General features: G+C 42.0%; 16 protein-coding genes. 8 read left to right on the forward strand and 8 right to left on the reverse strand.

Annotated elements, in window-relative coordinates:
- Positions 1-24 precede the first annotated feature (24 nt).
- Positions 25-900, reverse strand: coding sequence for a hypothetical protein (locus IEV69_RS06335; RefSeq protein WP_229741370.1), 876 nt, complete (start codon positions 898-900; stop codon positions 25-27).
- Between the two features lie 175 nt (positions 901-1,075).
- Here IEV69_RS06335 and IEV69_RS06340 point away from each other — a divergent pair, with 175 nt between their 5' ends.
- The 5 genes from IEV69_RS06340 (at position 1,076) to IEV69_RS06360 (ending at position 6,446) form a co-directional block, all read left to right on the forward strand.
- Positions 1,076-1,552, forward strand: a complete 477-nt coding sequence (locus IEV69_RS06340; protein ID WP_188440618.1) for a toxin-antitoxin system YwqK family antitoxin — start codon at positions 1,076-1,078, stop codon at positions 1,550-1,552.
- Positions 1,553-2,248: a glycosyltransferase family 2 protein gene (locus tag IEV69_RS06345; protein WP_188440620.1), complete on the forward strand. Its 696-nt coding sequence runs from the start codon at positions 1,553-1,555 to the stop codon at positions 2,246-2,248. It begins immediately after the preceding gene.
- Positions 2,245-3,729, forward strand: coding sequence for a cellulose synthase family protein (locus IEV69_RS06350; protein ID WP_188440622.1), 1,485 nt, complete (start codon positions 2,245-2,247; stop codon positions 3,727-3,729). The genes IEV69_RS06345 and IEV69_RS06350 overlap by 4 nt, the downstream gene beginning before the upstream one ends.
- A gap of 629 nt (positions 3,730-4,358) precedes the next feature.
- On the forward strand, positions 4,359-5,717 hold the full coding sequence (locus IEV69_RS06355; RefSeq protein ID WP_188440624.1) for an MptA/MptB family glycosyltransferase: 1,359 nt from the start codon (positions 4,359-4,361) through the stop codon (positions 5,715-5,717).
- A gap of 375 nt (positions 5,718-6,092) precedes the next feature.
- Positions 6,093-6,446, forward strand: coding sequence for a hypothetical protein (locus IEV69_RS06360; protein ID WP_188440626.1), 354 nt, complete (start codon positions 6,093-6,095; stop codon positions 6,444-6,446).
- A 115-nt stretch (positions 6,447-6,561) separates the two neighbouring features.
- On the opposite strand, the gene IEV69_RS06365 is transcribed toward IEV69_RS06360, so the two are convergent.
- From IEV69_RS06365 to IEV69_RS06390, 6 genes are all read right to left on the reverse strand, one after another.
- Entirely contained in the window at positions 6,562-6,873 is a 312-nt protein-coding gene (locus IEV69_RS06365; RefSeq protein ID WP_188440628.1) for a hypothetical protein, read from the reverse strand.
- 3 nt (positions 6,874-6,876) lie between these two features.
- Positions 6,877-7,854 carry a deoxyhypusine synthase family protein gene (locus tag IEV69_RS06370; protein WP_188440797.1) on the reverse strand — a complete coding sequence of 326 codons (978 nt, stop codon included), beginning with the start codon at positions 7,852-7,854 and terminating at the stop codon, positions 6,877-6,879.
- Complete coding sequence (speB, locus tag IEV69_RS06375; protein WP_188440630.1) at positions 7,841-8,725, reverse strand: agmatinase; 885 nt, start codon at positions 8,723-8,725, stop codon at positions 7,841-7,843. Before speB ends, IEV69_RS06370 begins: the two co-directional genes overlap by 14 nt.
- Complete coding sequence (locus tag IEV69_RS06380) at positions 8,718-10,115, reverse strand: type III PLP-dependent enzyme domain-containing protein (protein WP_188440631.1); 1,398 nt, start codon at positions 10,113-10,115, stop codon at positions 8,718-8,720. Before IEV69_RS06380 ends, speB begins: the two co-directional genes overlap by 8 nt.
- A gap of 355 nt (positions 10,116-10,470) precedes the next feature.
- Positions 10,471-11,310: a pseudouridine synthase gene (locus tag IEV69_RS06385; protein WP_188440633.1), complete on the reverse strand. Its 840-nt coding sequence runs from the start codon at positions 11,308-11,310 to the stop codon at positions 10,471-10,473.
- A gap of 55 nt (positions 11,311-11,365) precedes the next feature.
- Positions 11,366-12,277, reverse strand: a complete 912-nt coding sequence (locus IEV69_RS06390) for a geranylgeranylglycerol-phosphate geranylgeranyltransferase (protein ID WP_188440635.1) — start codon at positions 12,275-12,277, stop codon at positions 11,366-11,368.
- Between the two features lie 190 nt (positions 12,278-12,467).
- Here IEV69_RS06390 and IEV69_RS06395 point away from each other — a divergent pair, with 190 nt between their 5' ends.
- The 3 genes from IEV69_RS06395 to IEV69_RS06405 all read left to right on the forward strand — a co-directional run bounded on the left by IEV69_RS06395 (position 12,468) and on the right by IEV69_RS06405 (position 14,026).
- Complete coding sequence (locus IEV69_RS06395; protein WP_188440637.1) at positions 12,468-12,887, forward strand: lipocalin family protein; 420 nt, start codon at positions 12,468-12,470, stop codon at positions 12,885-12,887.
- Between the two features lie 133 nt (positions 12,888-13,020).
- On the forward strand, positions 13,021-13,449 hold the full coding sequence (locus IEV69_RS06400) for a hypothetical protein (protein ID WP_188440639.1): 429 nt from the start codon (positions 13,021-13,023) through the stop codon (positions 13,447-13,449).
- A 121-nt stretch (positions 13,450-13,570) separates the two neighbouring features.
- Positions 13,571-14,026, forward strand: a complete 456-nt coding sequence (locus IEV69_RS06405) for a copper chaperone PCu(A)C (protein ID WP_188440641.1) — start codon at positions 13,571-13,573, stop codon at positions 14,024-14,026.
- A gap of 94 nt (positions 14,027-14,120) precedes the next feature.
- Here IEV69_RS06405 and IEV69_RS06410 read toward each other — a convergent pair whose 3' ends face one another.
- Positions 14,121-15,059 carry a mevalonate kinase family protein gene (locus IEV69_RS06410; protein WP_188440643.1) on the reverse strand — a complete coding sequence of 313 codons (939 nt, stop codon included), beginning with the start codon at positions 15,057-15,059 and terminating at the stop codon, positions 14,121-14,123.
- Positions 15,060-15,069 lie beyond the last annotated feature (10 nt).

Raw genomic sequence — 15,069 nt, forward strand, 5'->3', positions numbered from 1 at the left:
GTGTATATTTTTTTGAGTTAGTAATTAAAATGAGTAAACGAGTCCGCCATAAAAACCTGTGGCTTTACCAACATTTCTACCGGCAACATAGGTTGAGGCGCCTCCTGACACTCCTATACCTGACACTACAGGCACATATAAATTGACACCCACTCTGGTGTAATTAACCCGGGTGGCAGGGAAAAAGCCTTCAAAGCCTTCACCTAAAATATCCACACCATCTTTTTCAGAAAGCTGGTTGGCCACAAAGGCATCCACATAAAAATGAGTGCCTGCATACCCCAGTTTTAATTCAGACAATAAGGCGTGGGGGGCTTTGTTTCCGCGAAAGCTGTATCCCGCCTGCCCGGTTGCGAAAAGACCGAAAGCAGATTTATAATGTACGGTTCCCAGCATATTGAAACTCGAGGATTCATTCCCAATGGCAATAATGGATTGCAACCCTTCATCAGCGCTGTAATCGCCCAGGGGTGTTTCCAATCCAATGGCCCCCATCAGGTCGATGGTACTAGAACCGGTGTTGAATGTGTGAAAAAGATACTTGGCATAGATTTTCACATCCTGAAGACCGCTTCGGGTGTTTTCAAAACCGTTGTTTTCCAGTACGGCTTCACTGGCATTTCCTTCAGATTCGATGTAAGGAACGTTTAAAATAACATTCAATCGGTCTGTGATTCCCACTTCGGTGAAAAGTGAAATGCTTGAGATGTTCACCTCATTAAAGACAGGTACTCCATCTACTTCCATCGGAACCAGAAATACCTTGTCATACGATTCCTGTGAGTAAGAAACCACTACGGAACCTTCACCGGCTTTTTTCATAAATCCGCTTACAGGGCTTTGCGCCGTAAGTAAGACAGAAAACAACAAGCACACGCTTGTAATAACTTTGATTTTCATTTTCATCATAAAATATTTAGAATTGTTAGTCATACCCTACTTACGACAAAAAGTTTCGTATGGTTTTTAATTCCAAAAAATAAAACCAAAACTCCTTACAATTCGTAACTAAACTGAGACACATTTGATCGTGTTAGTTACTAGCTACTAATACGACCTATAAAAAGTAGAGACAATGATTTTAAAACTTTTTACAAGCTTTTTCTGTATAATCCTGATGTTTACTTCGACATCCACGGAAGAAGAATATAAAAAAGAGTATTATGCCTCAGGCGTCTTAAAAGCAGAAGGCCGGATGGAGAACAACCAAAAAACCGGTTACTGGAAATATTACCATCCCAATGCAAGCGTGCAAAAAAAAGGACCCTATCATAAGGGTGAAAAGCATGGTTATTGGTACTTTTATTCCCGCGAAAACAACCTGCTTAAAGAGGGTCATTTCAGGAACGGAACGAGGAACGACTGGTGGGTGTTCCACAACGGAAAATATGCCCTTAAAGTACAGTATCAAGACGGACAGCGCGAAGGGTACGCATTGGTATATGAACAAAACAAATTGCGCAAGGCACTCAAATATGAACACGATAAAAAGGTAGGCGAATGGACCTCAATCATCCGTTTTAAAATAGACAACCCCACAGTTAACTTTTAGATGAACACAACTATTAAAGTCATCATCCCGGCATTCAATGAAGAAGCTTCCATCGGAAAGGTGGTTGCTGAAATCCCTGACTATGTTTCTGAAATCATTGTGGTGAACAACACCTCATCAGACGAGACGGCAGCCGTGGCCAAGGCCGCCGGTGCCACCGTGCTTTCAGAAACACAAAAAGGCTATGGCTATGCGTGTTTAAAGGGCATGGATTATATTGCACAACAAGCTGAAAAGCCCGATATCATTGTCTTTCTCGACGGTGATTACAGCGATTACCCTGAAGAACTCACCAAAATCGTTGCCCCCATTCTTGAAGAAGATATTGACCTGGTGATTGGCGCCCGTGTAAAACGCTTACGCGAAAAAGGCTCCATGACCTTCCCCCAACTATTCGGGAATTGGCTGGCTACTAACTTGATGCGCTTGTTTTTCCGGTCGCGGTTTACAGATTTAGGCCCATTCAGGGCCATAAAATACCCAAAACTTTTAGCTTTGCAGATGGAAGACAAAACCTATGGCTGGACAGTCGAGATGCAGCTGAAAGCCCTGAAAAGGAAGTATACCTATACCGAAGTGCCCGTGCGTTATAAGAACCGTATTGGCGTTTCCAAAGTATCGGGAACCGTGAAGGGGGCTGTTATGGCCGGTGTCAAAATATTAGGGTGGATCTTTAAATACAGTTTTAAAAAGTGATTGTAGAAGGCATTATTATCGTTATGTATACCCTTGCGCTGGTGTTTATCCTCATCTACGCACTGGCACAACTCAACCTCCTTTTTAATTACGTCAGGAACAGAAACAAACAACAAACGGGCAGAAACATCAACTGGAAGAACCTGGCCGAAGTCCCCCACGTGACCATCCAATTGCCGGTGTATAACGAAAAGTATGTGATGGCACGCCTGCTCAAAAACATCGCTGAAATAGATTACCCTGCTGAGCGACTGGAAATACAGGTACTCGATGATTCCACAGACGAAACACTGGCCGACACGGCACAGCTGGTAAACGAACTCCAACAAACCGGACTGGACATCCAGCACATCACCCGCACCAACCGCACGGGCTTTAAAGCCGGTGCCCTCAAGGAAGGACTGAAAACCGCCAAAGGCGAATTCATCGCCATCTTTGATGCCGACTTCCTTCCCAAACCCGATTGGCTCAAACGCACGGTGCCCCATTTTACTTCAGACAATATCGGGGTTGTCCAGACCCGCTGGGGGCATATCAATCGCGATTATTCCATCCTGACCAAAGTACAGGCCTTTGCGCTCGATGCCCACTTCAGCCTTGAACAGGTGGGTCGCAACAGCCACAACCACTTTATCAACTTTAACGGCACGGCGGGCATCTGGCGCAAGCAATGCATCATCGATGCCGGCAACTGGGAAGGCGACACCCTCACTGAAGACCTGGATCTGAGCTACCGCGCCCAACTTAAAGGCTGGAAGTTTACCTATCTGGAAGATGTGGAAACCCCTGCAGAGCTTCCGGTGGTGATCAGTGCGGCGCGCTCGCAGCAATTCCGGTGGAACAAGGGTGGGGCCGAAAACTTTCAGAAAATGAAGTGGAAGTTAATTACCTCCCCTTCCATTCCGTTTAAGACCAAGATACACGGACTCCTGCATTTGCTCAACAGCACGATGTTCCTGAACATCTTTATTGTGGCGGTACTGAGCATCCCGATGCTCTATATCAAAAACGAATATGAACACCTGAAAGTCTATTTTATCGTGATGAGCTTCTTTGTGCTCAGCACCTTTATCTTTTTTGTCTGCTACTGGGTGATGTTCAAAAAAATATACGGTGGCGGGTTCATGAACTTTTTTAAGTACATCGGTATGTTCTTTACCTTTTTTTCCATCGCGATGGGCTTTTCACTGCACAACACCATCGCCATTCTTGAGGGGCATTTGGGTAAAAAGAGCGAATTCATCAGAACCCCCAAATTCAACATCAACACCCTCAAAGATTCCTGGAAAGGCAATATTTACCTCAAGGAAAAGCTGTCCCCACACGTGGTCATTGAAGGCCTGTTGATGCTCTATTTTGCCTTTGGGATGTACAGCGCTTTTGTGGTGGGCAAAGAAGGTGACTTCGGTCTCTTCCCGTTTCATTTGATGTTGTTCCTGGGCTTTGGCTATGTGTTTTTTAAATCGCTGCGATTAAAGTAGTTTTTTATTTTTTGTATTTTTAATATCCCGCTTTAGCTTATTGATACCATAAGATGCGATATGAAGGACTTTATTAAAATCTTGCTTATACTACTTCTTTCATATCCGCTATATTTACTTGTATACAACATGATGATTAACGGATTGACCCTTTTGGCAGGAGGTGAATTCTTTTTTTATACTTACGCTAGTATTTGTAAGGTCGACCAAACCCTTTCTTTTATAACCTATTATTCCGTCGTTTTTTTAATCAAAACAGCACTGTTCCTCACGGTCCCTGTATTTAAAATTCATCGCTCAAAGAATATGGTGTTACGTTTATGTGGCGTGCTACTTATCGTGCTTTTCAGCTTTGAAGTATTGAATTTTATCGCGTATGCCATAGATTTACATTTCGATACCTTTTACCGTTCCTTCTTTTACGTATCTTCCGGTACTTATGCTCTTAGCCTCGCTTTAAACCTTCCCGTTTTAATAATGCCGGCATTATTTTTATGCATTGCCTTTTTTCTAATCTATCCGCTGCTAAAAATTACTAAGACAAAAGAAGTTGTTCTTTTGCTTATACTTCCATTTTTCAGTGTTCTTTCATATCATTTACTATTTAAAAACATCTTCATTACCAGCTGATGGGAAAACTCAATCTTTACCGCATCCCCCTGCTGATGGTGGCAGCCAGCCTTGTGTTTTACGGGTCTTTTGCATACCAACTGGAGCGCAGTGACTTTATCAAGCTGTTCAGCCTGTATGCCGCGCTCTTCTTTTTGTTCTACAAACTGGTGCAGCTCAACGCCGGGAACTTTAAATTCCTCCTGTGGACGGGCATCGCACTCCGGGCTGTTTTTATCTTTTCCATCCCCAACCTCTCGCAGGACTTTTACCGCTTCCTCTGGGACGGACGCCTGCTGGTACAGGGCATCAATCCGTATCTTTCTACCCCTGATTCCTTCGCTTCGCTTGGAATGACGGGTATCCATCAAGCACAAACGCTTATCGATGGCATGGGCACCCTCAATGCCGGTCACTACAGCAACTATCCACCGCTGTCGCAAGGCATCTATGCCCTGGCGGCCTTACTTGCCGGAAAGAGCATCCTCGGGTCTGTCATCGTGCTGCGGGTCATCCTCATCGCCGCAGACATCGGGACGGTGTTGTTTGGTAAGAAGCTGTTGGAAAAGCTCCAGCTGCCGGCACACCATATCTTTTGGTTCTTTTTGAACCCGTTTATCATCATCGAGCTCACCGGGAACCTGCACTTTGAAGGTGTGATGGTCTTCTTTCTGGTGGGGGCACTCTACTTTCTGGCCACCAAAAAATGGCTGTGGAGTGGGGTTTTCCTTGGACTTTCGGTAGCAACCAAATTGATCCCTTTGGTGTTTTTACCTTTGTTGCTGCCTTATTTTATCACGCAATTCCCCACCAAAGCCGCCGCACTCAAAAAGCTAATCATTTATTATATCACAGTGCTCGCAACGGTGTTGGTGTTGTTTCTCCCCTTCCTCTCAGAGGCCTTTCTTCAAAACTTTGGCAAGACCCTGAGCCTGTGGTTTGTCACTTTTGAGTTCAATGCCGGTGTGTATTACCTCATTCGTTGGATTGGTTTTGAGACCGTGGGCTGGAACATCATTGGCACCGTGGGCACCATCCTGCCGGTCATCACCCTGTTGTTTGTCCTCTACCTCAGCTTGTTCAGGAAGGCCGCCTCCATACGGCAACTGATTGTCCTGATGCTATTAGGTATGTGTTTATACCTGCTGCTCTCCACCACCGTGCATCCCTGGTACCTCACCATCCCGCTGGTACTGAGCCTTTTTACCCGCTACCGCTTTATGCTGGTGTGGAGCTTTATGATTGTTTTGAGTTATGCTGCCTATAGCCCGGGCGGTTTTCAGGAACACCTCTGGCTCGTGGCACTGGAATATGTGGTGGTGCTGGGGTATTTTATTTGGGAGGTTAAAAACCACGCGATGCAATCGCACGGGAACTGAGGCACTTCCCTGACTAGGGTTGACCGTTTTTAAGCATTATTTTCATTGTCAAAAAATAGTGATTGATGGTTTTAAAAATTACTTTAAATAGCATTACCATGCCTTTATCACGCCTTAACCATGCTATACATGTAGCTTTTTTGTTGCATTAGAGTTGAGTAAACGTTGCCTTAGAGTTACATTCGACCCCCTTGAACCATACATTACCTCAACTTGAATATTGCATTAACCCATCATGAACCATACATTACCTCAGTTTGAACATTGCATTAATACGAAAAAAAGACATACTACCATCAGCTTTCGGCCAAGCTGAACACTGTGTACTTAAAAAAGCGGTCAACTTATATCAGAGACGTACACCCTGCCTATTATATGCCAAACGAGATATCATTTTTATATCTGTTTTTTATAGTACCGCGCAATGTTTATCTTGTATTAGGTGGTTCAGCTGTAATACTACTCTTAGGAGAATGGTTACGTGGCTTACGGTCTCTCGAAAAGGGAAGGTTAAGGATTTTTCCTGATAAAATGATCATTGAAACTCCATCAAAAAAATGGGACCTTTCATACAATCAAATTCATAAAATCAAAGGATCATCCAATATAATGCATAACTATAGGGAACTCACTTATATGCTTTTACTTTTGGACGGTTCCAAAATTGAAATACGCACCAGTAAGGAAATTTTCAATGAATTGACAGATCACTTCCCTGATAAAGTATAATCAATTCTAAGAAATAACATATTAATTTTTCACGGTACACGGCGATTATTACAAAAGAATTAAAAAAAACAACCCAACTGTTCAGAGTGGGTTGGAGTGTGTTTAGTATAGAAACTTAATCCATGTCGTCTTCATCCTCGGCGTCCTCGGGGAGGTCTTCGGGGGGTTGTACTGCTTCCGGGTCATCGTCAGCGAAGTCTTCATAGTCGTCTTCGTCATAGTTTTCCATGGTGCGTTCCAGCTTGGTGCTCACTTTGACCAGGTAAATGGTGTCTTCGGTGCGCACTTCGACACATTCAACGATTTCGCCGGCAGCGTTTTTAAACGTAATGATGTTTAAATCGTCATAACCGTCCGGGTACTTTTCGACCAGGAGTTTTAAAATTTCGGGCGTTAGTTTCTTAAAGTCAACGATGATTCTCTTCATAAATTACATATCTAATAGGTAAGCAAATATAAGAGGTGCCACGATAGTAGCATCACTTTCTATGATAAATTTTGGGGTTTTGATGTCAAGTTTTCCCCAGGTGATTTTTTCATTGGGGACAGCGCCTGAATAAGAGCCGTAACTGGTGGTGGAATCTGATATCTGGCAGAAATAACTCCAGAAGGGCGTGTCTGTGCGTTCCATGTCCTGGTACAACATCGGTACCACGCAAATAGGGAAGTCACCGGCAATACCGCCTCCTATCTGGAAAAAGCCAATGCCTTTTTCAGAATTCTCAGTGTACCAATCTGCAAGAAAGGTCATATACTCGATACCGCTTTTCATGGTGCCGGCTTTGAGTTCGCCTTTCAGCACATAAGAGGCAAAAATATTCCCCATGGTGCTGTCTTCCCAACCGGGAACGACCATGGGAAGGTTTTTTTCGGCGGCCGCATACATCCACGAATCCTTGAGGTCAATTTCATAATACTCTTCCAAAACGCCGGACAAGAGCATCTTGTACATAAACTCGTGGGGTAAATAGCGTTCGCCCTTCTCTTCAGCTTCTTTCCAGATTTTGACGATGTGTTTTTGCAGTCTACGGAAAGCTTCTTCTTCAGGGATGCAAGTATCTGTCACGCGGTTGAGGCCTTTTTCAAGCAATTCCCATTCCTCTTCCGGGGTTAAATCGCGGTAATTGGGAATGCGTTTGTAATGCGAATGCGCCACCAGGTTCATGATGTCTTCTTCAAGGTTGGCGCCGGTGCACGAAATAATGTGTACTTTGTCCTGACGGATCATTTCGGCAAATATCTTCCCGAGCTCACCGGTGCTCATCGCCCCCGCAAGGGATACCAGCATTTTGGAACCCTGGTTGAGTTGGTCTTCATAGCCTTTGGCGGCATCGACCAAGGCTGCTGCGTTGAAGTGTAAATAATATTTTTCTATAAAATTTGAAATGGCTCCTTTATTCTTCGTCATCATCGTCGTTTTTTCTGTTTTCATATTTGAATTTATAACTCAGCATTTTGTAGTACAGTTTCGCCGCAAGGAAATCTGATGATTTCTCGTTTTCATTGGGACACAGCTCTACAATATCAAAGCCCACCACGTTTTTCTTTTTAAACATGAGCTTTAAAAACTCCATGGTTTCAAACCACAGCAAGCCTCCGGGCTCAGGCGTTCCGGTGGAAGGCATAATGGAAGGGTCAAAGGCATCGAGGTCGATGGTGATAAACACATTGGGGGTCATCTGGCCAATGGCGTCGTCCATCCAATCTTCATAGTTTTCCAGGTCGTGGGCAAAATAGGTTTGGTTTTCGTCCATATACTCCTTTTCGGAAACATCCATCGAGCGGATACCCACCTGAATCAGGTTGGTGGTTTGGCTGGCTTCGTGCACGGCACAAGCGTGGTTGCATTTGCTGCCTTCATACTCGGGGCGCAAATCGGCATGGGCATCAATTTGCACTACCGTAAGGTCTTCAAATGACTCATTGAACGCGCGAATAGTCCCGATGGAAATGGAGTGTTCCCCACCAAAAATGGTCACGAATTTATCCTGCTGGATATAGTTTTTTACGGTTTTGTGCACAGCTTCCACCATTTTTTCGGGAGACGTGTTTTCTGTTACCGGCGGCGCGAGGTACACTCCTTTTTTATACACCTCGCTACGGGTTTCGATGTCATAGAGTTCCATGTTTTCAGAAGCGTGTAAAAAGGCTTCGGGGCCTTTGTCTGCTCCTTTTCCCCAACTGCTGGTTCCGTCATAGGGAACAGGGATTAACACTACTTTGGCCTCGTCAATGCGGGCATACTTGTCCGGGATTCCGGCATAATTTCTCTTAGTCATTGTATCCTAAAATTTTGAGTAAGTCTTCACTTTTTTGTTGTTCACTGAATAGTTTTTTGGTAATCTTTCCGTTTTCATCCCGGTCAATTAAAATGTGTTTGGGCGAAGGAATCAGGCAGTGTTGCAGGCCTCCAAAGCCACCAATGGTTTCCTGATAGGCACCGGTATTGAAGAACCCAATATACAAAGGTTTTTCTTTTTTATACTTGGGCAGGTAAATGCCGTTCATATGCTGCTCACTGTTGTAATAGTCATCGCTGTCGCAGGTGAGCCCGCCCAGCAGGACGCGTTCATATTCATCATTCCAGCGGTTTACGGCCAGCATCACAAAGCGTTTGTTGATGGCCCAGGTGTCTGGCAAGGTGGTGATAAACGATGAGTTGATCATGTTCCACTTCTCCCGGTCGTTTTGTTGTTTTTGGTACAACACTTCATACACAGCACCGCCGCTTTCGCCCACGGTAAAGCTGCCAAATTCGGTGAAAATATGGGGCACGGGCACTTCTTCAGCATCACATACCAGCTTGATTTGATGTAAAATTTCGTCCACCATATACTGGTAATCAAATTCAAATGCAAGCGAGTTTTTAATGGGGAAGCCGCCACCAATGTTCAGGCTGTCAAGCGTGGGGCATACTTTTTTAAGCTGCACATACACCTGCATACATTTAAGCAGTTCGTTCCAGTAATAGGCAGTATCGCGAATCCCGGTATTGATAAAGAAATGCAACATCTTGAGCTGCACTTTCTTGTTGTCTTTGATTTGGCGGTTGTAAAAAGGCAAGATATTCTTATAGCCTACGCCCAGACGGGAGGTATAAAATTCAAACTTGGGTTCTTCCTCTGATGCTATGCGGATGCCTATTTTGTATTTCCCTTTGATTTCTTCATTCAGTAAGCCAATCTCTTCATAGTTATCAATGATCGGGATACAGTTTTTGTGGCCGCTGTTGATGAGGTTGGCAATGTTTGAGATGTATTGGTCACGCTTAAAACCGTTGCAAATCACATAGGTCTGGTCATCGATTTTACCATCTGCCTTGAGCTTGTTGACAATATCAATGTCAAAGGCCGAAGAGGTTTCGATGTGGATGTCATTTTTAAGGGCTTCGTGCAACACATATTCAAAGTGGGAACTCTTGGTGCAGTAGCAGTAATTGTACTTGCCTTTGTATTTGTTCTTTTTGATGGCAGACTTAAACCAGCCTTTGGCGCGGTTGATGTTGTCTGATATTTTGGGCAGATACGTAAACTTTAAGGGGGCGCCATATTCTTCCACCAGTTCCATCAGGTCGATGCCGTGAAACTGGAGTTCGTTGTCTTCAAGTGTGAATTCTTCCTGGGGGAAATAAAAAGTTTGGTCTATGAGGTCTATATATCTTGTCTTCATTCGTGTTAGTAAAATTTCGTATAAATTAATAAAAAAAGTTAGTCAATGCGAAAGTTTGTCGTATAAATTAACGAAACCATAATAAAGTTCAAATGCGAATGGGTGTTAAGACCGCAAAAACCGGTGCCGGGTTTTCGGAGGAACGGGTGAAGCTGTTGTAAAAAATTTGGTTTTTTTGTTTCAACACAACTTTTGAATGCAACTGTGTGTATCTCAAAAGACCAAATTGGTTAAAAAAAATCATAAGGCCATCAATGTGCTCTTGCTAACGTGAAACATAAATGGGTTTAGCACAGTACAAATGAAGTTAAAAAAATTTAATTTTTACTCACACGGAATAAAAAATATTTGTTTTTTACATCATCCCTAAATTGATGACTTCCTGTTTGGTCAAATGCCTCCAGTGGCCTCTGGGCAGGTCTTTTTTTGTGAGCCCGGCATAAGAAACGCGGTCTAATTTGATGACATCATAGCCTAAGCCTTCAAAGATTTTGCGTACAATATTGTTGCGGTTGCTGCTCAGTTGAACGCCGATTTCACTTTTGGGTGCATTCTCCACATAAGAAACGGCATCAATTCTCACTTTTTTGCCTTCCACAGTGGGGCCTTCTTCTATTTTCTGAAAATCTTCAAACTTCAGGTTTTTATCCAAGGACACCTGGTATATTTTTCTAATCATCAAACCGGTATCGGTGAGTTTTTTCTGCATATCGTGGTCGTTGGTAAACAACAACAATCCGGTGGTGTTGCGTTGCAGTCTGCCCACGGGCACCAGTTTGTATTTGGACGCATTGGCAACCAGACCTACAGCCGATTTATGCAGGGTTTCTTCTTTGGTAGAGGTGTCAAAGCCTTTGGGCTTGTTGAGCAGTATGTATTCTTTTTTCTCGGGGCTGATGCGTCTTCCGTCAAACTTAACCTCATCGGTCAATTTAACTTTATGACCCATTTCAGTGACCACCTGTCCGTTGACCTGCACCTGGCCGGTGGAGATATAAAGGTCGGCTTCACGGCGTGAACACATGCCGGAGTTGGCAATGTATTTATTGAGACGTATTTCGTCAGAAGGACCTTTGGACTTAGGGGCTTGTTTTTTTGGGGGTCCCTTTGGAACGAATTTTTTCTTCTTTAGTATGTCTTTGGATTTGGATTTTCCTTCTCGTTTTCCGCCTCGTTTTTCTGGTTCTTTTGCCATAATCCTAATTTTTTTGCAAAGGTAGTTTATTTTATGTCTTTCAATCAACTGTAAGTTACATAATTCTACTGAGCAGTAAGTCAACATCAATGAGCACAATACTGAGGGTTCCCACCACAATGATGAGTTTTAAAATCGCGTGGAGAATCATATAATCGAGTTTTGCCGAAGATTTCCAGAGGTAGAATAAAAAAAGCAACAGCAGGAGCACCGCCATTAAAAAATAATACTGCATAAAGCCTATGTCAAATCTGCTGAGCAACAGATAGATTGGCAGGAGCGTCAACAAGCTTAAAAAAGTGAGTATTTTTTTTGAAAACCGCTCGCCATACACCACCGGTATGGTGTGGTAGTTTTGTGTTAAATCGCCTTTGATGTTCTCGAGGTCTTTGACGAGTTCGCGCATGGAGATGATCAAAAACAAAAAGGTGGCGTGCACAAAAATGACCAAAGCGAAGTTTTGATAGTAAATAAACACCGCAAAAAAGGGTGTAATGGCCAGCACCGAAGCCGTTAAATTACCAATAAAGGGGTATTTTTTGAGCTTGTGTGAATAAAACCAGATAAAGAAAATGTAAAGCGAAAAGAACAGCACGGCCTTAAAAGAGATGTAACTCGCCAGGATTACCGAAAGGAAATTCAGTACAAAATACCCTGAGAGCTTGGTGTTTTGACTGATAAAACTATCGAGATAAGTTTTGTTGGGCCGGTTGATCAAGTCCTTTTCAGCATCATAAAAGTTGTTGATGATATACCCCCCGGCAATCGCCAAGGCAGATGCCAGCACAATGACAAATAAGTTGGGGTCCAACAACACCTGAAACAAAGGTTTCCCGGGCGCCAGGATGTAAATGGACGTGAGGTACTGCGCAATGACGATGATTAAAATATTGTACCCCCTAACAACAGAAAAAAGGCTCAACAACTTGAGCAGGAACTTTTTTTGTTTGCGGTTGAGGAGAGCCATGGGAGTTTAGACGTTTGGTTTGAGATTGAGTTTGTTCAAAGGTAATAATTTGTTATGGTATTATTTTATATCATTAAAATTGAAAATGGTATATTTATAAAATATAATCCTTTCAAGCGGAGTTTATTTTAAAATACAATATGGAGAGCAATCATTTGTAGGTGATTATTGAACATTAAATTTAATCAACATGAAGTCAATTTTTTTAACCTTAACTGTACTCTGTCTATTTCTAAGCTGCACTGATTCTGACGATAGAGAAAAACAAGAAACCCCATTAGTGGGAACTTGGCAAATGATTGAAGCTTATGAACCTTATGGTGAAAACCCGGATGGAAACTGGTATCCAGTAGAAAATGGCCATTTTTACACTTTTAATGAAGACGGCACTATGAGCAGCAATCGTTTCAATTGCTCAAACGGTGTCTATGAAATAGAAACGTACGAAAATATAGAACATAGAAGAATTATCTTTTCATTTAATTGTGAAAATGGTCAACAAGTTGCCAATTTTAGAATGCCATTCATTGAGACCTATTTATTTTTAATTGATGAAATAAGCTGTGATGAAGGATGTGCTGAGAAATACGTTAAAATTACTAACGAATAAGATCTCAAAACTATAAACCACCTCTAGTTATGACAATTCAGCGTATGGTGAGTTTTTTATTTAACTTAACTGATACTACGCGATAGAGATTATTTAAATGCAAGTGCTTATTCAATATTAAAATATATAAATAATGAAAACAACATATTTAATTCTTATTACCCTCTTATGTATAACTACTGCTTGTACAAAAGATGAAAGCGATAAAGAGATGGATCTTATTCTTGGGAGTTGGGAATTGAAAGAAATTTATAATAATGATGGGAGTTCAAGCAATGGCGAATGGCAACCACCCAATACCATTTATAAGTATACTTTTTTAGACGACAACACTTTTACGTCAACCAGATTTATAGAATGTGACTATGGCACTTATACATTTACTGAAGACACTATTGAGTTGAATTTTGGTTGTGAAAATTTTACCACTGGTATAGAAAACCCGCCGGGAGTTTTCAAAGAAAACTATACGTTTGAAAACAATCACTTAATTCTTGTCCCAACTTATCTATCATGTGATGAAGGATGTGGATTGAAATTTAAAAGAATTCAAAACGAGTAATTATACCCGCTTCCAGTTATGACATTCTAGAAGTTGTTGTGTTTTTATTTAGCATAACTGATACTACGGGATAGAGATTATTTAAATGCAAGTGCTTATTCAACATTAAAATATATAAATAATGAAAACAACATATTTAATTCTTATTGCCCTCTTATGCATAACTACTGCTTGTACAAAAGATGATAAAGGGCAAGGAGATATCAATATAGAGGGCGCATGGGAAGTTAAAGCAACTTGGGATCCCTATCCTGAGGATTCAAATACTAATTGGTTTGTTGTAAATTCTGATGTTGATTATTATCATACAATCACTTTTCAAGATGGTTTATTTAACTTCAATTTAATTAATCAGCAAGGTTATGAATGTTATGGAGAATACACATTTGAATATGATAATGAAATTAATAAATACCGGTTATACTTAAATTTAAGTGAATGTAATTTAGGAATTTATGGTTGGATTATATTTTCAGAGTCTGTTGTTGAGCTTGAAAATAATGAATTAATAGTTTTTGAAGGAACTAATGCCTGTGATGAAGGTTGTGGTTTAAAATATAAGCGACTACCTATATAAGTTATGCTAACAGCGATAACCCATTGGATTGATGAGGGATGTGGGTGGAATTTAAAAGAATTCAAAGCAAATAAGTATTCCCGCTTCCAAATATTTAAAAACTATAAACCACTTCGAGTTTATAATCTTTTAGGGCGTTTTTGGCTTTTTCAAGGTCTTCGGTAAAGCCCAGGATATAGCCACCGCCACCGCTTCCGCAAAGTTTCAGGTAGTAAGCATTGGTATCGATGCCCTGCTTCCAAAGTTTATGGAATTGCTTGGGGATCATCGGTTTGAAGTTGTCCAGCACTACATGGGAGAGTTGCTTGATGTTGGAAAACAACGACTTGACATCGCCTTTGAGGAAATCGTCCACACAGGCATCAGTATGTTTTACAAACTGGTCTTTCAGCATGGCACGGAACCCTTCCTGTTTCATGTTTTCCATAAAGATGTGCACCATCGGTGCGGTCTCACCGGTCACCCCACTGTCCAACAAAAACACCGCGCCTTTCCCTTTTTTCAGTTGAGAAGGAATGCCTGCCGGCTCGATATTGTCATGTGAATTGATGAGTATGGGTAAACTCAAGTAGCTGTTCAAAGGGTCCAGTCCGGATGACTTGCCGTGGAAAAAAGATTCCATCGCACTGAAAATCGCTTTGAGTTGTAATAGTTTTTCGCGGGTAAGGTTTTCGAGTACGGTGATTTTGTTGTTGGCATATTGGTCATAAATGGCCGCTACCAATGCACCGCTACTCCCCACGCCATAGCCTTGTGGAATGCTGCTGTCAAAATACAGACCGGCTTCGATGTCCTTTTTTAAACTGTCTAAATCAAAAGTGACCAAGTCAGGTTGTTCCTCTTGCAAGGTTCCCAGATAATCGGCAAAGCGTTTAAGGCCCTGATTTGATTTATGCGTCGCCACGGTGTGGTGTTCATCAATCTTTAGAGCGCCGTTGTAAAAATTATAAGGAATGGATAAACCTTTGGAGTCTTTGATGATGCCATATTCACCAAAGAGTAGAATTTTAGAGTAAAAAAGGGGTCCTCGCATTAATGTTTAA

Origin of the sequence: Planktosalinus lacus (assembly GCF_014640155.1) — a bacterium.
Taxonomy (GTDB): domain Bacteria; phylum Bacteroidota; class Bacteroidia; order Flavobacteriales; family Flavobacteriaceae; genus Planktosalinus; species Planktosalinus lacus.